Annotated in this window: 16 protein-coding genes and 2 pseudogenes; 11 read left to right on the top strand and 7 right to left on the bottom strand. The window is 56.9% G+C overall.

What is annotated here, in order from left to right; genetic code table 11:
* The first annotated feature begins 298 nt into the window (after window positions 1–298).
* Window positions 299–1,633, top strand: a complete 1,335-nt coding sequence (locus ACWKXN_RS16380; RefSeq protein WP_048981458.1) for an MFS transporter — start codon at window positions 299–301, stop codon at window positions 1,631–1,633.
* 37 nt (window positions 1,634–1,670) lie between these two features.
* On the opposite strand, the gene ACWKXN_RS16385 is transcribed toward ACWKXN_RS16380, so the two are convergent.
* Complete coding sequence (locus ACWKXN_RS16385; RefSeq protein WP_182071620.1) at window positions 1,671–2,408, bottom strand: IclR family transcriptional regulator; 738 nt, start codon at window positions 2,406–2,408, stop codon at window positions 1,671–1,673.
* 169 nt (window positions 2,409–2,577) lie between these two features.
* On the opposite strand from ACWKXN_RS16385, the gene ACWKXN_RS16390 reads away from it, so the two are divergent.
* Window positions 2,578–3,270, top strand: a complete 693-nt coding sequence (locus ACWKXN_RS16390; protein ID WP_058842012.1) for an RraA family protein — start codon at window positions 2,578–2,580, stop codon at window positions 3,268–3,270.
* Window positions 3,270–4,207: pseudogene (locus ACWKXN_RS16395) on the top strand (NAD(P)-dependent oxidoreductase). Before ACWKXN_RS16390 ends, ACWKXN_RS16395 begins: the two are co-directional and overlap by 1 nt.
* Before the next feature lie 32 nt (window positions 4,208–4,239).
* Here the strand turns inward: ACWKXN_RS16395 and ACWKXN_RS16400 are convergent.
* A complete protein-coding gene (locus ACWKXN_RS16400; protein WP_069303397.1) occupies window positions 4,240–5,436 on the bottom strand; it encodes a BaiN/RdsA family NAD(P)/FAD-dependent oxidoreductase in 1,197 nt (398 codons plus the stop codon).
* 228 nt (window positions 5,437–5,664) lie between these two features.
* Here ACWKXN_RS16400 and pitA point away from each other — a divergent pair, with 228 nt between their 5' ends.
* Entirely contained in the window at window positions 5,665–7,164 is a 1,500-nt protein-coding gene (gene pitA / locus ACWKXN_RS16405; protein WP_023309552.1) for an inorganic phosphate transporter PitA, read from the top strand.
* A 54-nt stretch (window positions 7,165–7,218) separates the two neighbouring features.
* Here pitA and uspB read toward each other — a convergent pair whose 3' ends face one another.
* Window positions 7,219–7,554 (bottom strand): universal stress protein UspB, encoded by a 336-nt coding sequence (gene uspB / locus ACWKXN_RS16410; protein WP_003861224.1) that lies wholly within the window; start codon window positions 7,552–7,554, stop codon window positions 7,219–7,221.
* 282 nt (window positions 7,555–7,836) lie between these two features.
* On the opposite strand from uspB, the gene uspA reads away from it, so the two are divergent.
* Window positions 7,837–8,274, top strand: a complete 438-nt coding sequence (uspA, locus tag ACWKXN_RS16415) for a universal stress protein UspA (protein ID WP_003861223.1) — start codon at window positions 7,837–7,839, stop codon at window positions 8,272–8,274.
* Window positions 8,275–8,370: 96 nt separating this feature from the next.
* Here uspA and rsmJ read toward each other — a convergent pair whose 3' ends face one another.
* Window positions 8,371–9,123 carry a 16S rRNA (guanine(1516)-N(2))-methyltransferase RsmJ gene (gene rsmJ / locus ACWKXN_RS16420; protein ID WP_033146861.1) on the bottom strand — a complete coding sequence of 251 codons (753 nt, stop codon included), beginning with the start codon at window positions 9,121–9,123 and terminating at the stop codon, window positions 8,371–8,373.
* A 7-nt stretch (window positions 9,124–9,130) separates the two neighbouring features.
* Complete coding sequence (prlC, locus tag ACWKXN_RS16425) at window positions 9,131–11,173, bottom strand: oligopeptidase A (protein WP_454544026.1); 2,043 nt, start codon at window positions 11,171–11,173, stop codon at window positions 9,131–9,133.
* Between the two features lie 214 nt (window positions 11,174–11,387).
* Between prlC and ACWKXN_RS16430 the strand changes: the two genes are divergently transcribed.
* The 3 genes from ACWKXN_RS16430 (at window position 11,388) to ACWKXN_RS16440 (ending at window position 15,485) form a co-directional block, all read left to right on the top strand.
* Window positions 11,388–12,230, top strand: a complete 843-nt coding sequence (locus tag ACWKXN_RS16430) for a 23S rRNA (adenine(2030)-N(6))-methyltransferase RlmJ (protein ID WP_454544027.1) — start codon at window positions 11,388–11,390, stop codon at window positions 12,228–12,230.
* Between the two features lie 71 nt (window positions 12,231–12,301).
* Window positions 12,302–13,654 carry a glutathione-disulfide reductase gene (gene gorA / locus ACWKXN_RS16435; RefSeq protein WP_033146863.1) on the top strand — a complete coding sequence of 451 codons (1,353 nt, stop codon included), beginning with the start codon at window positions 12,302–12,304 and terminating at the stop codon, window positions 13,652–13,654.
* A 181-nt stretch (window positions 13,655–13,835) separates the two neighbouring features.
* Window positions 13,836–15,485, top strand: coding sequence for an alpha,alpha-trehalase (locus ACWKXN_RS16440; protein ID WP_033146864.1), 1,650 nt, complete (start codon window positions 13,836–13,838; stop codon window positions 15,483–15,485).
* Window positions 15,486–15,612: 127 nt separating this feature from the next.
* Here ACWKXN_RS16440 and ACWKXN_RS16445 read toward each other — a convergent pair whose 3' ends face one another.
* Complete coding sequence (locus tag ACWKXN_RS16445) at window positions 15,613–17,202, bottom strand: STY4199 family HEPN domain-containing protein (RefSeq protein ID WP_454544028.1); 1,590 nt, start codon at window positions 17,200–17,202, stop codon at window positions 15,613–15,615.
* A 148-nt stretch (window positions 17,203–17,350) separates the two neighbouring features.
* Here ACWKXN_RS16445 and ACWKXN_RS16450 point away from each other — a divergent pair, with 148 nt between their 5' ends.
* On the top strand, window positions 17,351–17,890 hold the full coding sequence (locus ACWKXN_RS16450; RefSeq protein ID WP_063441581.1) for a GNAT family N-acetyltransferase: 540 nt from the start codon (window positions 17,351–17,353) through the stop codon (window positions 17,888–17,890).
* Between the two features lie 71 nt (window positions 17,891–17,961).
* Window positions 17,962–18,060: pseudogene (locus ACWKXN_RS16455) on the top strand (lysozyme); the annotation flags it as partial.
* A 97-nt stretch (window positions 18,061–18,157) separates the two neighbouring features.
* On the opposite strand, the gene ACWKXN_RS16460 reads toward ACWKXN_RS16455, so the two are convergent.
* On the bottom strand, window positions 18,158–18,916 hold the full coding sequence (locus ACWKXN_RS16460) for an SDR family NAD(P)-dependent oxidoreductase (RefSeq protein WP_047059901.1): 759 nt from the start codon (window positions 18,914–18,916) through the stop codon (window positions 18,158–18,160).
* 119 nt (window positions 18,917–19,035) lie between these two features.
* Between ACWKXN_RS16460 and ACWKXN_RS16465 the strand changes: the two genes are divergently transcribed.
* Complete coding sequence (locus ACWKXN_RS16465) at window positions 19,036–19,935, top strand: LysR family transcriptional regulator (RefSeq protein WP_029742152.1); 900 nt, start codon at window positions 19,036–19,038, stop codon at window positions 19,933–19,935.
* Window positions 19,936–19,967 lie beyond the last annotated feature (32 nt).

The following is a 19,967-nucleotide window of genomic DNA, read 5'->3' on the forward strand; positions in this document are numbered from 1 at the left end:
GGAATCTGGCCCCGCGAACGAGGCGGGGCACCTGGTCGAAGCTTAGTTGAATGACGAGGAAAAGTTGGTGCAATAATTGCGTTGCGTGATTATCTCCCTTGCAGCGTGCCCTCTTTGCGGCTGGTTCGACTGCTGTGAGCTATATATCTGCAGCGCACTATCTGTGAGTCACCTCTTATTTACATCATTTAAACCTTCCATTAACTGGATAAAAATAACGCGCCGTCGCTATAGTGGTTTTGTTTAATAAAACTGAGTTGTACCTAATAAAACAAAGAACAAACCCTGCGAGGACACAATGACAGAACATTTACGTAACGGCGCTACCGCCACCGAGGACATAGAAAGAGAGACGATGCGGAAGGTGATCTGGCGTATTCTCCCGTTTCTGATTGTCAGTTACCTGGTCTCCATTATCGATCGCGGGAATATCGGCATGGCTTCGCTGCAGATGAATGAGGACCTTGGCCTCAGTAAAGCCGCGTTTGGCTTTGCCAGCAGTCTTTATTTCGTGGCCTATTTTTTGTTTGAAGTACCCAGCAACTTGGCCATGCAGAAAGTCGGCGCCCGGCTGTGGATCCCGCGCATTATGATCAGCTGGGGCATCGTCTCCATGTGTATGGCCCTGGTGCAGAACACCACGTCGCTCTATATCGTCCGTTTTCTTCTCGGTGCTGCAGAGGCGGGCTTCTTCCCGGGCGTCGTGCTGTATCTGACCTGGTGGATCCCGTCCCGCTACCGCGCACGCATTATTGCGTCCTTTATGGTCGCCATCCCGCTCGCTAACTTCATCGGCTCCCCGCTTTCCGGGTTGATACTGTCACTGGATGGCTGGCTGGGCCTTCGCGGCTGGCATCTGCTGTTCATTATTGAAGGCTTGCCGGCGGTGCTGCTGGGTATTGCAGCCTGGTTTATTCTCCGGGATCGCCCTCATCAGGCGAGCTGGCTCAGCAGCGAACAGAAACAATGGCTGGAAACCACGCTGGAAACCGAGCGCAATCAGCAAAAGAGTATCGGACACCAGACGACGTGGCAGTTGCTGAAGCATCGCCAAATCTGGCTGATGGCGCTGATTTACGCGGGTGCATCTTCCGCGGGCACGACCATCAGCGTCTGGTCTCCTCAACTGCTGAAATCCTTCCATCTGGATAACCTTGAGACAGGTCTGTTTAACGCCATTCCTTACGGTCTGGCATCGGTTCTCATGATTGTATGGGGACGGAATTCCGATCGTACCAACGAACGCCGCTGGCATACCGCACTCACGCTGTTCATGATTGCCGCAGGTGTGTTCGCCGCCTTTGTAAGCGTCTCGCTGTCTGCCACGATCGTTATCCTGAGCATTATGCTGATAGGCGCTTATTCAATGAAAGGGCCTTTCTGGGCGCTGGCGTCCGGTTGGATGAGCAGTACCTCAGCGGCGGCGGGACTGGCCGCGATTGGCGCCATCGCAAACCTGATAGGTGGGGCGGTGATGGTAAACGCGTACGGCATTATCAATGAGCGGACGGGCAGCTACACGCTGGCAATGCTTCCGCTGGCCGCGCTGTGCGTGGCCGGGGGTATCGCGGTGCTCATTATGGGGCGGCAGGCCCGCCGCGCTCAGCTACACGAAAAACAGGTCACGCATTAACGATGACAGAAGCGGGACATTTGTCCCGCTTCTGCGTTTAAAGATTTTCTTCCGCCGCGTCGCTCGTTTCACCAAAGAACTGCTGACAGAAGGGCTTACTGGCGCCCATTTTCTGCGAAAGACGGCTTGCAGCCGCCTTCATCAACTGCCCTATTTCCTTCTCACGACGATCTTCCGTCAGCCGCGAGATGGGGCCGGTCAGGGCTAACGCCGCAACCAGCTTGTCGTGAACGCCGAAGACAGGCATCGCAAACGCAGCGGTATGGGGATCGCGCGCGCCTGACGTATAGAATGGGAGTTCAGCTTCTCCCTCCGGTAGGCTTTCATTGAGCCCCCAATGGCGTAATACCTTACTGATGGCCGAATTATCGAGCGGGAACTGGCTGCCGGGAAGATTGCTGTGTCGCAGGCCATGCGACGCTTCAGCGCGAAACAGGCAAAGCCGCTGCCCTCCCTCCAGCACATACCAGCTGGCACTCTCCTGAGACGCCAGGGATAAGGCCTGAAGCTCTGGCTGAACCACCCGGGAAAGATGGAAAGATTGTTCATACAGCTTGCCGAGGTAAAGCAGACGTGGGCCCAGCGCATAATTGCCGTCTTCATGCCTGACGACGTAATTCATCCGTTCAAGAGAATTCATCAAGCGGTAAACCGTGGTTTTGTGATAACCCGACAGCTGTGCCAGCGCGGTCAGCGTCAGGCTCTCATCTCCAGGACGGAAGCAATCCAGTAAAGCCAGCGCTTTTTCAACCGCTACAACGCCTTCATTCCCCATCATTATCTCCTTGTTAGCCCGGCAGTGAGTGTACCTCAAATTTTGTGAGTCACTTCGTGTTTACATCACAAACGCCACCTCGGGTCTGGCTAAAAGGAAAGCAACACCGCTATAGTTGTTTTGTTCTGTACACCTGCATTGTACTAAGTAAAACAATATGGAGGCATTTATGTCCGTTAATGAAAAAAAACCGATTAATCGCCATTTCGAGCGTGTTTCTGCCGAGGACGTTCGTCGAGCGGCCGAGTATCAGGCAGCTATTCTGGCCGACGTGGCCGGTCGCCGCGGTACGCTTCATGGCCGCATCAAACCGCTGGCCCCACACATGTCCGTTGCGGGTCCGGCCATCACCGTTGAAGTGCGTCCGGGGGATAATCTGGCGATTCATGCCGCGATGGCGGTGGCGCAGCCCGGCGATGTCCTGATCGTCGATGGCAAAGGCGACCTGAGCTGCGCGCTGCTGGGGGAAATCATGGCCACTCAGGCTCAGGCGAGCGGCATTGCGGGCATTATTATTGACGGGGCTGTACGTGACGCCGACACCCTGAGCAAAGGTCACTACCCCGTCTTTTCTGCCGGTCTGAACCCCTGCGGCCCGACAAAGTTAATTTCTGGCCGGGTGAATCATCCCATTTCAGTCGCCGGGGCGACGGTTCAGGCCGGAGACCTGGTTGTCGCGGATATCGACGGCGTGGTCGTCATCCCGCGCGATGAGGTTCAGGAGGTTATCGCTCTGGCAAAAGAAAAGCTGGAGATGGAGACCCGGCGTCTTGCTGCCATCCGTGAAGGCGATTTACGTCCACACTGGCTTGATGACGCGCTTCGTAAGGCAGGTATGTTGAGCGACGAGGAGACGCTGTGATGGGGGGCAAAGACGTAGTGCTGGTTACCGGAAGCGACCTGGCGGAGCAGGCCATGGTGATGTTACAGGGCTTTGAGGTGGTGTTTGCGGGCCGCCAGCCCACAGAAGATGACCTGATCGCGCTGTGTAAACGACACAATCCTGTGGCGATCCTGGTACGTTACGGCAGGATCACCGAGAAAGTTATGGATGCCGCCCCGGCTTTGCAGGTTATTTCCAAGCACGGAAGCGGGATCGATGTGATAGACCAGACGGCAGCGGCCGAGCGCAACATCGCCGTCCGGGCTGCGCCAGGCGCAAACGCGGCGGCAGTGGCTGAAATACCTGGGCGCTGATCCTCGCCTGCGCAAAGTCAGTGGTGCCTCTGGACAAGCGGCTGCGAGCCGGGCACTGGGATAAGGCGACGCATAAATCCATTGAACTGGAGGGCTTAACGTTAGGGCTAATTGGGTTGGGTGCTATCGGCTCGCGCGTGGCGACTATTGGTCACGCTTTCGGCATGAAGGTGCTGGCTTACGATCCCTATGCTAAGACTATGCCTGCCCTGTGCGAACGCGCAGAAACGCTGAACGGACTTCTTTCCCGTTCCGATGTCATCTCTTTGCACTGTCCGCTGACCGATGAGAATCGGGGGATGATCAATAGCGAAACGCTCGCACACTGCAAGCGGAACGCAATTCTGGTCAATACGGCACGCGGTGGACTGATCCACGATGAGTCGTTACTGGCGGCGCTCAGGGATGGCACGCTGCACAGCGCCGCGCTGGACAGCTTTACCCACGAGCCGCTGACCGCGCCGCACCTCTGGCAGTCCGTAGAAAACGTGGTTATTTCACCGCATATTGGCGGCGTTACCGCAGCGTCATATATCAGGATGGGGACCGTGGCCGCGAGCAATATTCTTGCTGTGACAGACGTCACCACCGTCAGCTCGTAAAGCCAACCGTGACGAGTGGCTGTGCTCTTATGTCACTTGTCTTCTGCCAGCGCCTGAGCGCACGCCCAGGCACTTGCCCATGCCCACTGGAAGTTGTACCCGCCGAGCCAGCCGGTCACATCCATCACTTCGCCAATAAAATAGAGCCCCGGCACGTTGCGCGCTTCCATGGTGCGGGACGAGAGCTCATTCGTGTCAACGCCACCCAGCGTCACTTCCGCCGTGCGGTAGCCTTCGGTGCCGTTTGGCTGAACGCGCCAGTTTGTCAGGGTCTCGACCAGCGTTTCCTGCTCGCGGCTGTTAAGCTGCTTGAGCGACACGTCCGGGATCTGCCCCAGCGCCTGCAAACATTCCACCAGACGTTTTGGCAGCTGCATTGCCAGGGTGTTTTTCAGGCTTTGATTCGGGTGCGCGGTACGCTGCTCGTTAAGGAACGCGTCGAGATCGCAATCGGGAAGCAGGTTAACCGTGACAAACTCCCCCGGCTGCCAGTAGCTGGAGATTTGCAATACCGCCGGGCCGGAGAGGCCGCGATGGGTAAAGAGCAGATTTTCGCGGAACACCGTCCCGTCTTCGGCGGTAATGACGGAGGGAACGGACACGCCAGACAGCGTCTGAAGCTGTTCAAGAAGCGGTTTATGCAGCGTAAACGGCACCAGCCCGGCGCGAGTGGGCAAGACTTTCAGGCCAAACTGTTCGGCAATCTTATAGCCGAACGGGGAGGCGCCCAGCCCCGGCATAGACAGGCCGCCGCTGGCGATCACCAGGCTATCTGCATTGACGGTTTCACCGTTCAGCTGCAGCGTATAGCCCTGGTCGTCGCGCGCGACCTCCAGCACTTCCGTGCGCAGGCGCATGACGACGCCGCCCTTCTCGCACTCGGCCACCAGCATATCGACAATCTGCTGCGCGGAGTCGTCGCAGAACAGCTGCCCCAGCGTCTTTTCATGCCACGCGATACCGTGCTTACCCACAAGGTCGATAAAATCCCATTGGGTGTAGCGCGCCAGCGCAGATTTACAAAAATGACGGTTTTGGCTCAAATAGGCCGCGGGTTCAACATACAGATTAGTAAAGTTGCAGCGCCCGCCGCCGGACATCAGGATCTTACGGCCGGGCTTTTTACCGTTATCCAGCAGCAGCACGCGACGACCCGCCTGTCCGGCCATTGCCGCACAAAACATACCCGCCGCACCGGCGCCAATTACCACGGCATCAAACCTTTCCACGTCAAAACCCTCTTTGTTAACTGCCGCGGATTGTAAAGTTTCCTCTGTGGTCACACCAGCGTAAAAAGATATTACAAAGCCATTTCATTGAAATTTAAAGAATATCCTTTCTAGTGCTTTTCTCAAATCAGGTGGTATGTCAAAAAAAGTCTATATTTCACTTTGCCCGCCGCGCATTTGTCCTGGATAATGCGCCGCGTTCATGTCCTCAAAATGGCGTAACGTCCTATGCTACATTTGTTTGCCGGCCTGGATTTACATACCGGGCTTTTATTATTGCTTGCTCTGGTTTTTGTACTGTTTTACGAAGCGATCAACGGCTTCCACGACACTGCAAACGCAGTAGCGACGGTTATCTACACTCGCGCAATGCGATCGCAGCTTGCGGTTGTTATGGCGGCGGTATTTAACTTTTTTGGTGTTCTCCTGGGCGGACTGAGCGTTGCGTATGCCATCGTGCATATGCTGCCAACGGATCTGCTGCTTAACGTTAGTTCTGGCCATGGCCTCGCTATGGTGTTCTCAATGCTGCTTGCTGCAATTATCTGGAACCTCGGTACCTGGTATTTTGGCCTGCCTGCATCCAGTTCTCACACCCTCATCGGCGCGATTATCGGTATCGGTTTAACCAACGCCCTGATGACCGGGACATCGGTTGTTGATGCGCTGAACCTGCCTAAAGTATTGGGCATTTTCGGCTCCCTGATCATCTCCCCTATCGTGGGTCTGGTAGTCGCGGGGGGATTGATTTTCATCCTGCGTCGCTACTGGAGCAACACGAAAAAACGTGCGCGTATCCACCTGACGCCAGCAGAGCGTGAGAAGAAAGACGGCAAGAAAAAGCCGCCGTTCTGGACGCGTATCGCCCTGATCATTTCTGCTATCGGCGTGGCCTTCTCTCACGGCGCGAACGACGGGCAGAAAGGCATTGGTCTGGTGATGCTGGTTCTGATCGGCGTCGCACCGGCAGGCTTCGTGGTGAACATGAACGCCTCGGGTTACGAAATCACCCGTACCCGCGATGCGGTCAACAACGTTGAAACCTATTTCCAGCAGCATCCTGACCTGCTGAAAAAAGCGACCGGCGTTGATCAATTGATCCCTTCTCCGGAAGCCGGTGCAACCACCGCGCCTGGCGAGTTCCACTGCCATCCGGCAAACGCGATTAACGCGCTGGAACGTGCGAAAGGCATGCTGGGCGATATCGAAAGCTACGACAAACTGGCTGTAGAACAGCGTGGTCAGCTGCGTCGTATCATGCTCTGTATCTCTGATGTGACCGATAAAGTCGCGAAGCTGCCAGAGGTGAATGGTGACGACAAACGTCTGCTGAAGAAACTGAAAAGCGATATGCTCAACACCATTGAGTACGCGCCAATCTGGATCATCATGGCCGTCGCGCTGGCGCTTGGTATCGGTACGATGATTGGCTGGCGTCGTGTGGCGACCACCATCGGCGAGAAGATCGGTAAGAAAGGCATGACCTATGCGCAGGGTATGTCCGCGCAGATGACGGCGGCAGTGTCTATCGGTCTGGCGAGCTACACCGGTATGCCGGTATCCACCACCCACGTACTCTCTTCGTCCGTGGCAGGTACCATGATTGTTGACGGTGGCGGTCTGCAGCGCAAAACCGTGACCAACATTCTGATGGCCTGGGTGTTCACCCTTCCGGCCTCAATCCTGCTGTCTGGCGGTTTGTACTGGATTTCGCTGAAGCTGATTTAATCGGTTGAAGGCGACAAAAAAGCGGGTCAGGAAGCTGACCCGCTTTTTTTATGCTCAGTGCCAAATCATCAATGCAATCATACTGACTACGACCAGCCCGCACAGGGCGCTGGTCAAAATGAACTGACGACGCAGGCGCTCGCAGCGACGAATAAACTCTTCATCGTGATGATCGCGGTAGCGCTGGTAGTAGATGTATCCCACCAGACGCATCTGCTTGCTGGGCTGTCCATGCGAGGTGAAGAACCCTCCACCGTCCACATACTGATAAAGCAACGGATCGCAACCACGAAGTACCACTAACAGCGCACGTAACGATGAGAAGTAGCGCGCCATATTCACTATGCAAACCACGCATAACGCCCAAAACAATGCGACGGTGCTAATCATACATCCTCCCCGGCGTCCGCCCACGAAGCAAGGCTCCTGAGCTACCGCACCCCAATGCCCTGACAGACAGTTCAGTGAAAGAATGACCAAAATCGATCCGGTTCGCGTTTTAATATCCGAACGGCTCATTTAACAGTGTAGGAGATCCGTTAATTTTTTTGCCACAAGGTTAATCGTTATCAACACCAAAGCTTGAAAAATATGTTTAACTGGGCCGTAATGAAAGTATCAGACGACGGCATTCTCACTTAGTCATCGATAACTTAAGGAAGGAGTAACACTATGGCTTACAAACACATTCTCATCGCGGTTGACCTCTCTCCGGAGAGCAAAGTGCTGGTTGATAAAGCGGTATCCATGGCACGTCCCTACAACGCGAAAGTTTCGCTGATTCACGTTGACGTGAATTACTCCGACCTCTACACCGGTCTGATCGACGTGAATCTTGGCGATATGCAGAAACGCATTTCCGAAGAGACTCACCATGCCCTGAGCGAACTCTCCACCAACGCGGGCTATCCGATTACCGAAACCCTGAGCGGCAGCGGCGACCTGGGCCAGGTGCTGGTTGATGCGATTAAGAAATACGATATGGACCTGGTGGTTTGCGGTCATCATCAGGACTTCTGGAGCAAACTGATGTCTTCAGCGCGCCAGCTGATTAACACCGTTCACGTGGATATGCTGATTGTTCCACTGCGTGACGAAGAAGACGAGTAAGTGCGTTAAACTCCCCTCACCCTAACCCTCTCCCAAAGGGAGAGGGAATAGATCGAGGACACAGGCCGGGTAAGGCGAAGCCGCCACCCGGCTTTTTTATTCCGGCGTACCCGGATAAATATCAAACCGGTGCCCTTTGGTGGTCACCGCGTTAGTGGTCGCAACGTCCGCCAGCGGCGGCGCATAGTCCGGGCGCTTTACCACCACCCGCTTCGTGGCAAGCTGACGAGCCGGCTCCAGCAGGCCATCGGCATCCAAATCCGGTCCCACCAGCGACTGAAACACCCGCATCTCTTTCTTCACCAGCGCGCTTTTCTGCTTATGCGGGAACATAGGGTCGAGATAGACCACCTGCGGGCGCGGGGTGATGTCCGTCAATGCCGTCAGGCTGGAGGCGTGGATCAGCTGCAAACGATCCTGTAGCCAGGGGCCGATTTCCGGGTCCGCGTAGCCTCGCGCCAGCCCGTCGTCGAGCAGCGCAGCGACCACCGGATTACGCTCCAGCATCCGCACGCGACAGCCGACGGACGCCAGCACAAACGCATCGCGCCCCAGCCCCGCCGTTGCATCGACCACGTCCGGGAGGTAGCTCCCTTTGATGCCGACCGCTTTGGCCACCGCTTCGCCGCGACCGCCTCCGAACTTGCGCCGGTGCGCCATCGCGCCGCCGACAAAATCGACGAAAATCCCGCCGAGCTTCGGTTCGTCGCGCTTGCGTAATTCGAGATGTTCCGGCGTCATCACCAGCGCCATCAGGTTTTCTTCATCGTGCTCCAGCCCCCAGCGGGCCGCCAGAACAGATAAGGCGCCGTCTCCGGCGCCTGTTTCATCTACTAAGCAGATCTTCACGTAACAATCAGCCTTTGATCCCGTAATGCTCAAGCATCGCGTCCAGCTGCGGCTCGCGGCCGCGGAAGCGTTTGAACAGCACCATTGGCTCTTCAGACCCGCCGCGGGTCAGGATGTTATCGAGGAAAGACTGGCCGGTTTCGCGGTTGAAGATCCCCTCTTCTTCGAAGCGAGAGAAGGCATCTGCGGCCAGCACGTCGGCCCACAAGTAGCTGTAGTAGCCCGCCGCGTAGCCGCCGGCGAAGATATGGCTGAACGCGTGCGGGAAGCGGCCCCAGGTTGGCCCTGGAATAACGGCAACCTGCTTTTTAATCTCGGCCAGGGTCTCAAGGATTTTCGCGCCCTGCTCCGGGCTAAACTCGGCGTGCAGGCGGAAATCGAACAGGCCGAACTCCAGCTGGCGCAGAATGAACATCGCCGCCTGGTAGTTTTTCGCCGCCAGCATTTTATCCAGCAGCGCTTTCGGCAGCGGCTCGCCGGTCTCATAGTGACCGGAGATAAACGCCAGCGCGTCCGGCTCCCAGCACCAGTTTTCCATAAACTGGCTTGGCAGCTCGACCGCATCCCACGGCACGCCGCTGATACCGGCTACGCCTGCGGTTTCGATGCGGGTCAGCATGTGGTGCAGACCATGACCGAACTCGTGGAAAAGGGTGATCACTTCGTCGTGGGTGAACAGCGCCGGTTTGCCGCTTACCGGACGGTTGAAGTTACAGGTCAGGTAGGCGACCGGTTTTTGCAGGGAACCGTCGGCTTTACGCATCTGGCCCACGCAGTCGTCCATCCACGCCCCGCCGCGCTTGTTCTCACGCGCGTAGAGATCGAGGTAGAAGCTGCCGCGCAGCTCGTTTTTCTCGTCATACAGCTCGAAGAAGCGCACGTCCGGGTGCCAGACGTCGATATCGGTACGCTCTTTGGCGGTGATGCCATAGATGCGCTTTACCACTTCGAACAGGCCGTTAACGGCTTTGTTTTCCGGGAAGTAAGGGCGCAGCTGCTCATCGCTAATGCTGTAAAGATGCTGCTTCTGTTTTTCGCTGTAGTACGCGATATCCCACGGCTGCAGCTCGTCCACGCCGAACTCGGCTTTCGCGAAGGCGCGCAGCTGGGCCAGCTCTTTCTCACCCTGCGGACGGGCGCGTTTCGCCAGATCGGTCAGGAAGTCGAGCACCTGCTGCGGGTTCTCCGCCATTTTGGTGGCGAGGGATTTATCCGCGTAGTTTTCGAAGCCCAGCAGCTGCGCCAGCTCGTGACGCAGGGCGAGGATTTCCGCCATTACCGGGCTGTTGTCCCACTTACCGGCATTCGGCACCTGATCGGAGGCGCGGGTGCTGTACGCGCGGTACATCTCTTCGCGCAGGGCCTGGTTGTCGCAGTAGGTCATCACCGGCAGATAGCTCGGGATATCCAGCGTCAACAGGAAGCCTTCCTGCTCTTTCGCTTCAGCCTGGGCTTTTGCCGCCGCCAGCGCGCTTTCCGGCATACCGGCCAGCTCAGCTTCGTCGGTAATCAGCTTCGTCCAGCCCATGGTGGCGTCGAGCACGTTGTTGCTGTACTGGTTGCCCAGCTCGGACAGACGCGCGGCAATTTCGCCGTAGCGGGTCTGCTTCTCTTTTGGCAGGCCAATCCCGGACAGCTCAAAATCACGCAGGGCGTTATCGACCGATTTTTTCTGCGCCGTGTTCAGTTCGGCATAGTGGTCGCCGTCGCGCAGGTCGCGGTAGGCTTTGTACAGCCCTTCGTGCTGCCCGACCCAGGTGCTGTACTCAGAGAGCAGCGGCAGGGTCTGCTCGTAGGCTTCGCGCAGTTCCGGGCTGTTTTTTACCGAGTTCAGGTGGCTCACCGGGGAGAAGATACGCCCCAGCACGTCGTCCACTTCGGCCAGCGGCTGACACAGATTTTCCCAGGTGTACGGCGCGCCCTGCGCTACCACGCTTTCTACCGCCGCGCGGCAGTTGTCCAGCGATTGCGTAACGGCTGGAACAACATGCTCAGGGAGGATTTTAGAAAACGGCGGCAACGAAAAAGGCGTCAGTAATGGATTGGTCATAAACGCTGTCCTGTTGAAATAGGTGAATGAAGCGCGCATCCGGCGCTATGCATATGGGATCTAGAATGGGGTTAAGTGTAGAGGATTTCAATGCCGGGCGTTGCGCTTTCGCGGCGGTGGAAACTTTTCTGTATACTGTGGCGATACGCTCTATTTTTGCCCGATGGCGTTACGCTTATCGGGCCTACGTTTACTACCTGGAACACATTCATCCATGCTCAGTTATCGCCACAGCTTCCACGCAGGCAACCACGCCGACGTCCTTAAACACACCGTTCAGAGCCTGATCATCGAATCGCTCAAAGAGAAAGAGAAGCCGTTTCTCTATCTGGACACGCACGCGGGCGCGGGCCGTTATCAGCTGAGCGGCGAGCATGCCGAGCGTACCGGTGAATATCTAGAAGGGATTGCCCGCATCTGGCAGCAGGACGACCTGCCTGCCGAGCTGGAGCCTTACATCGGCGTGGTGAATCACTTCAACCGCAACGGCCAGCTGCGCTACTACCCTGGCTCACCGCTGATTGCACGCCAGCTGCTGCGCGAGCAGGACAGCCTCCAGTTGACCGAGCTGCATCCGAGCGACTTCCCGCTGCTGCGTTCCGAATTCCAGAAAGACAGCCGCGCCCGCGTGGAAAAAGCCGACGGTTACCAGCAGCTGAAGGCCAAACTGCCGCCGGTTTCCCGTCGTGGCCTGGTGCTGATCGACCCGCCGTACGAAATCAAAACCGACTATCAGGCGGTGGTAACCGGCATCCACGAAGGCTACAAACGCTTTGCTACCGGCACCTATGCCCTGTGGTACCCGGTGGTGCTGCGCGCGCAGATCAAACGCATGATCAAAGACCTGGAAGCGACCGGCATCCGCAAGATCCTGCAGATCGAGCTGGCGGTACGCCCTGACAGCGATCAGCTCGGCATGACCGCCTCCGGCATGATTGTGATCAACCCGCCGTGGAAGCTCGAAGCGCAGATGAACAACGTGCTGCCGTGGCTGCATAAAACGCTGGTGCCCGCCGGTACAGGCCACGCCACCGTCAGTTGGATCGTGCCGGAGTAATCGCAGTCATCGGTGGAAACTATTGATTTCAGGTATACAATCGCGGCAATTCACGATTAAGGACAAAAGCAATGACTAAGCATTATGACTACATCGCAATCGGCGGCGGCAGCGGCGGCATCGCCTCCATCAACCGTGCGGCCATGTACGGCCAGAAGTGCGCGCTGATTGAAGCCAAAGCGCTGGGCGGCACCTGCGTGAACGTGGGTTGTGTACCGAAGAAAGTGATGTGGCATGCGGCGCAGATCCGTGAAGCTATCCATATGTATGGCCCGGACTACGGCTTTGACACCACCATCAACCGCTTCGACTGGGACAAACTGATCGCCAGCCGTACCGCCTACATCGACCGCATTCACACCTCGTACGACAACGTGCTGGGTAAAAATAACGTCGATGTTATCCACGGTTTCGCCCGCTTTGTGGACGCGAAAACGATCGAAGTGAACGGCGAGACGATCACCGCCGATCACATCCTGATCGCCACCGGCGGTCGTCCGAGCCACCCGAACATCCCGGGCGTGGAATACGGCATCGACTCCGACGGTTTCTTTGAGCTGCCTGCCCTGCCAAAACGCGTTGCCGTTGTTGGCGCGGGCTACATTGCGGTGGAACTGGCTGGCGTGATTAACGGCCTGGGCGCGGAAGCGCACCTGTTCGTACGTAAACACGCGCCGCTGCGCAGCTTTGACCCGCTGATTGTCGATACGCTGGTTGAAGTGATGAACACCGAAGGCCCGACCCTGCACACCAACGCCGTGCCAAAAGCGGTGGTGAAAAACGCGGATGGTAGCCTGACGCTTGAGCTGGAAGATGGCCGCAGCCAGACCGTCGATTGCCTGATCTGGGCGATTGGCCGTGAACCTGCGAACGATAACTTCAACCTGGGCGTGACGGGCGTGAAAACCGACGAAAAAGGCTATATCGTCGTCGATAAATTCCAGAACACCAGCGTACCGGGCATTTATGCGGTCGGCGACAACACCGGCGCGGTTGAGCTGACGCCGGTCGCCGTTGCGGCGGGTCGTCGTCTCTCCGAGCGCCTGTTCAACAACAAGCCGGACGAGCATCTGGACTACAGCAACATCCCGACCGTGGTCTTCAGCCACCCGCCAATCGGCACCGTCGGCTTAACCGAGCCGCAGGCGCGCGAGCAGTATGGCGACGACCAGGTGAAAGTGTATAAATCGGCCTTCACCGCCATGTATACCGCCGTCACCTCACACCGTCAGCCGTGCCGCATGAAGCTGGTCTGCGTGGGCCCGGAAGAGAAGATTGTCGGCATCCACGGCATCGGCTTCGGTATGGACGAGATCCTGCAGGGCTTCGCCGTGGCGCTGAAGATGGGCGCAACCAAGAAAGACTTCGACAACACCGTGGCCATCCACCCGACGGCCGCGGAAGAGTTTGTGACCATGCGTTAATCCTGATGCCCCTCTCCGGAGGGGCATTTTTTTAACATTCATAAATCGTTGCAAAACGAATGCTCCGAAAATAGTGATCTACCGCACATATCCCTCCCCATCTACCGAAGCGAATGTCTACGCTTATAAGACGCCCGGATAAACCTGTCTTTTGAACACACAACCGGAGGTCCCTATCACCATGTTCAACCAGAAACTACAGGCTACCGAGAACATCGAGTTCGAGATTGCAGAAGAGCTGCGCTACGAGACCGATCCCTGCGAGTTGAAACTGGATGAAATGATTGAGGCGGAGCCGGAACCCGAAATGATCGAGGGGCTACCCGCCTCCGATGCGTTGACGCCCGCAGACCGCTATCTTGAACTGTTCGAGCATGTGCAGTCGACGCGGCTGTTTGCGGACAGTAAAACCTTTCCCGACTGCGCGCCGAAGATGGATCCGCTGGATATCCTGATCCGCTACCGCAAGGTCAGACGCCACCGGGATTTCGACCTGCGCCAGTTTGTGGAGAACCACTTCTGGATGCCAGAAACGTACGGCACAGAATATGTCTCCGACCCGGGACTCTCCCTGAAAGAGCATATTGATAACCTGTGGCCGGTGCTGACGCGCGAGCCGCAGGATCATATTCCCTGGTCTTCCCTGCTGGCCCTGCCGCAGGCCTATATCGTCCCCGGCGGGCGATTCAGCGAGACCTACTACTGGGATTCCTATTTCTCCATGCTGGGGCTGGCGGAGAGCGGCCGTAACGATCTGCTCAAATGTATGGCGGACAACTTCGCCTGGCTGATTGAACGCTACGGGCATATCCCCAACGGCAATCGCACCTATTATCTCAGCCGCTCGCAGCCGCCGGTCTTTGCCCTGATGGTGGAGCTGTTCGAGGAGGACGGCGTGCGCGGTGCGAAACGCTATCTGGATCACCTCAAAATGGAGTACGCCTTCTGGATGGACGGCGCGGAGTCGCTGCTGCTTAACCAGGCTTACCGCAGCGCCGTGCGCATGCCGGACGGTTCACTGCTCAACCGCTACTGGGACGACCGTGATACTCCGCGCGACGAATCGTGGATCGAGGACGTTGAAACCGCGCGCCACTCGGGTCGTCCGCCCAATGAGGTGTATCGCGATCTGCGCGCGGGGGCGGCGTCCGGCTGGGATTATTCGTCCCGCTGGCTGCGCGATCCGTCGCGGCTCGCCAGCATCCGCACGACGCAGTTTATCCCCATCGATCTGAACGCCTTCCTGTTCAAGCTGGAAAGCGCTATCGCCAACATCTCGGCGTCGAAAGGGGATAAAGAGACGGCAGAGGCGTTCCGCCAGAAAGCCAACGATCGCCGCGCGGCGGTGAACCGCTATCTGTGGGATGAGGAGAGCGGCTGCTACCGCGATTACGACTGGCGACGCGAAGAGCTGGCGCTGTTTTCTGCCGCCAGCATTGTGCCGCTGTATGTTGGAATGGCGACGCACGAGCAGGCAGAACGTTTGTCGGATGCGGTCAAGGCGCGTCTGCTGACGCCGGGCGGAATTCTGGCGACCGAGTACGAAACCGGCGAGCAGTGGGATAAACCCAACGGCTGGGCGCCGCTGCAGTGGATGGCGATTCAGGGGTTCAAGCAGTACGGCAACGACTCGCTGGGCGATGAGATCGCCTGGAGCTGGCTGCATACGGTGAACCATTTTTATAAGACGCATCACAAGCTGATTGAGAAGTACCACATCGCCAGCAGCACGCCGCGCGAAGGCGGCGGGGGTGAGTATCCGCTGCAGGACGGTTTCGGCTGGACGAACGGCGTGGTGCGGCGGCTGATTGGGTTGTATGGGGAGCCTTAAGCGGGGTGCGGTCTGGTGCCCTCACCCCTCACCCTAACCCTCTCCCCAGAGGGGAGAGGGGACTGCACGGTGCGCTCTTCATCTCCCTCGCCCCTATGGGGAGAGGGCTGGGGTGAGGGGAAAAATTTTAGCGAATCACCTCATAAATGGCAGTCTGAATGGACTGCCATTTTTTCGTGGTGGCATCCGGCTGCGACTGCGCGCGGCGAGTGGCCATGTCGAGATCGTGCTGCTGGCGTTTCACCACGGCAGGCACGGTGCAGAACGCTTTGAGATACTCTTTACGAACCGAGGTCAGAGACTCGCCGTTCGACATGGCGTGGCTGAGCGTGTTGATGAAGCGACGGCACGGCTTCTCTTCCACCATGTTCTGGCGGTAGCGTAGCATCAGCTCCAGCACATCGTCATAGCCTGCCGACATCGCCTCTTCGGTCCAGGACAGCTTCCAGTCCATACCGCCCTGCAAAAATAGCAGGGTCACTCGGGTATCGTTGCGGTTAATGGCCGAGCGGAAATTATTCTCGTCCCAGGTGACCCCCATGCGCGTGAGCGTTTCGCGCGAGGAAGGCGTCTCGCGCATTTCCTGCGGAGTAGCCGCTTCAGCCGCGCTGGCGGTTGCAGGCTGCGGTTTGCTGCTGGTCACTAGCCAGAAGCCCCCCGCCACGATAGCAATCACCATGACGCCAACCGCCCCCCATAGCGCACCGGAAATGAGCTGCTCGCGTTGTTCGGGGGTACGCGGCGCGCGCTGGGTCGGCTTTTCAATGGTGTCACGGACTTCAAACAGATCCCCACCGGTGACCCGATCCATTTTCTGCGCCTTTTCCCAGAAGGTATGCAATTCGCTGGCATCTACCGCCATGAATCCGGCCGGATTGACGCGCGTTCTCCCCTCTTCAAACGCGCGCTGAACGGGCCGCGCGATCTGCGCGTAGTAGTTATCCAGCAGCTGGATTTGCGCCGAGCTTAGCGTTTTCTGAACGGTGATGCTGTTGCGGATTTGCCGAATGTCATCGAGGAAGGTTTGCAGCGTTTTGCGCGGTTCAACCAGCAGCGTCAGCATGGACGGGTCGCTGAACAGCGAAGCGTAATAGCGGCTGAACTCTTTTTTATCCACCAGCATCTGCGCCAGTTCACTGAACATCATGCCGCTGAGGACATCGTTGATCTCGCCAAGCTTCAGCCAGCGCCGCACGCGGTCAGCGTTAAACAGGGTCTTAAGATGGTTGTTCAGCCGCACCTGATCGGGCCAGGCCTGCTGGATGAGTCCTTTAATCATCAGCTCAATCGCGCGTACCTGCTTGTGCGCCTGCTGCTGCTGGAGTTCGCTTCCCGGTGCCAGGTCGGTGCTGTAGGTCAACAGCGGCTGCTGCAGGCGAAGATGTTCCAGCGCGGTCACAAACCGCATCGCCGCAATAAGCTGGTTTTCACTCACATCCTGTCCGCTTTCATACTGCGGAACGCGCTGCTGCAGCAGGCGCAGCTGGAGCGTAAATTCCGACATCTCGGCATCATTGAGGTTGAGTTTTTTCGCAACGGCTCCCCAGCCGCCCAGAGCTAATCGCGCGCTGTCGAGTTGTTCCAGGAACCAGCGTGGATCTTTGCCCTCAGAAGCATGTACATTCAGAAGGAGTAAAATTTCCACTGACGCATGGCGAATGACCGCCAGACAGTGTTCAAACTGTTCGCGAATATGATGTGATGTGCTGAGAGTCATTGTTTTCCTTAAGCGACAACGAAGACATCCGGAATGGGCACGAAACGCCCTTTATTCTTTTTATTTATACGCGGTTAACCATACCTGACTTTCTGTTGAAATAAAGTGACAACCCTAAAATGATTTAAAATGTTTCAGGAGAATCTGAATGCCGGTTTTAATTACCTCTCGCCTGACCTGTTCGCCCCTGCAGGAACAAGACTGGCCCTTTTTTCTGGCGCTACAGCAGCACCCGGACGTGATGCGCTTTGTGGCGGAGGACCGTCCCGTCGCGGCGATCCGCGAGGCGTTTGATTCGCGCCTGACCCCATGGGCACCGGGCAGCGCCCACTGGCTTTGTCTCGTCGTACGTGACACCGCCTCACAGGCCCCGCTGGGCGTTACCGGGTATATTCATCGGGAGGAGGACTGCGCAGAAGTGGGCTTCCTTTTCGCACCCGAGGCGCAGGGGAAAGGTTACGGCTTTGAATCCCTGAAAGCACTTTGCGATTACGCTTTTCATCAGGGCGGTATACGGCGACTCACCGCCACCGTCACCGCGGGAAATGTCGCGTCAAGACGCCTGCTGGAAAAAGCCCGCTTTCGCCTGGAAGGTGAATTACGCGAGAGCTATTACCTTGCGGGGCGCTGGCAAAATGACTGGCTATTTGGTTTATTACAGCAGGAATACCTGAATAATAATTCCTGACCAACCGCTTTTTAGCAGATATTTCCCGGACGTCGTTTCCTCTTTAATGTCACTATTAAGAGGAAACGAATATCAAACGTCATTCGCTGAAAATATTTTCTGCCGCCATTGCGTTAATAAAAAAACATCCGGGTCTTTCTCTGGAGAAATATCGTGATGAAAAGGGGTTATCGGCTATGGCTGCCTGCGTTCTTTATCACTGTCAGTATGCAGACACATCCATACTAAGGGTTTCCTTAAGGGGCTCCTTCCCCTTAAGCCCGCGCATCACAGGAACATACCGCCTGATACTTCAATACGTTGCGCATTCATCCAGCCCAATTTATCGCTGAGCAGTGCCGCAATGGCATCGCCAATATCGTCCGGCAGCCCCACCCGGCCCAGCGCCGTCTGCGAGGCCAGAAGCTGATTCAGCTCCGCGTTGTCGCGCACGCGTCCGCCGCCAAAGTCGGTTTCAATCGCGCCCGGCGCAATGATATTGACGGAAATTCCGCGCGCGCCCAGCTCTTTCGCCTGATAACGCGTCAGCACTTCCATCGCTCCCTTCATGGCCGCGTAGGTCCCAGAGCCCGGCTGGGTAAAACGGGCCAGCCCGCTGGAGACGTTGAGGATACGCCCCCCGTCGTTAAGCAGCGGCAGCAGGCGCTGGGTCAGGAAGAAAGGTCCTTTGAAATGAATGTTCAGCGCTTCATCAAACTGGGCTTCCGTCGTGTCGGCATAGGGCGCATATAAACCCGTTCCGGCATTGTTCAATAAATAGTCAAAGGTTTCGCGCTGCCAGACGGTCTTAAGGGTTTCCTGAAGCTGTCGGGCAAAATGATCAAAACTCGTGATATCCCCGACGTTGAGCTGTAATGCCGCTGCGTTGACGCCTTTTTCCTGAATTTCATGCACAACATCCAGCGCTTCCTGCTGGCTACGATTGTATGTCAGGACAATTCCCGTTCCGTCTGCCGCCAGCTTTAACGCAGCGTTTTTACCCAGACCACGGCTACCACCCGTCACTAATGCGATACGTTCACTCATCATAAACCTCGTTTTGGCTGTTAAGGAGATTGAGAAAGAGCTTATTAGGTGATAGAAAATCAATAAAGATGGGTTAAAACGCTTCACTGTTTCAACAGAAACAACAATGAGCTTCCTCTATGGATAAAATTCACGCAATGCAGTTGTTCGTCCGCGTCGCGGAACTGGAGAGTTTTTCCCGCGCGGCCGAAACATTAACCCTGCCGAAAGGCAGCGTCTCGCGGCAAATTCAGGCCCTGGAAAACCGGCTTGGCACCCAGCTATTGCACCGCACCACGCGACGCGTCAGCCTGACGCAGGACGGCATGGTCTATTACGAACGGGCAAAAGATCTGCTGGCAAACCTTGATGAACTCGACGGTATGTTTCAGCACGATCCCTCCAGCATCAGCGGTCGGCTCCGCGTGGATATGCCCGTCGGCGTTGCTCGAAATTTAGTCATCCCCAAACTGCCTGCTTTTCTGCAGCACTATCCGGGCATTGAACTCGAGCTCAGCAGCAGCGATCGTCTGGTGGATGTGATCCGCGAAGGGTTTGATTGCGTGGTGCGCGTCGGCACATTGAAGGATTCAGGGCTGATTGCCCGTCCGCTGGGCAAGCTGTCGGTGATTAACTGCGCCAGCCCGGATTATCTGACGCGTTTTGGCTATCCGGAAACCCTGGACGATTTAGGCTCGCACGCCGTGATCCACTACGCCGCGATGCTGGGAACCCGCCCGCAGGGCTTTGAATTTTATAACGGCAGTGCGACGCAGTGGATAAAAACGGGCGGGGTGTTAACCGTCAACAGCACGGAAACTTACCAGGCTGCCTGTCTCGCCGGGCTGGGCATTATTCAGGTTCCGCGGGTTGGGGTGCGTGATTTACTGCGCGCGAAGAAACTGATTGAGATCCTCCCGCAATACCGGGCTGAACCGATGCCTGTCTCCCTGATTTACCCCCACCGCCGCAACCTCTCCCGCCGGGTCCATCTGTTCATGGAGTGGCTTACTGAACTCACAAAAGCTTACGTGGACTAGCCGCAAGCTATAATTCAAAAACACATCCAGCT

This window comes from Enterobacter sp. UPMP2060, from assembly GCF_053709655.1.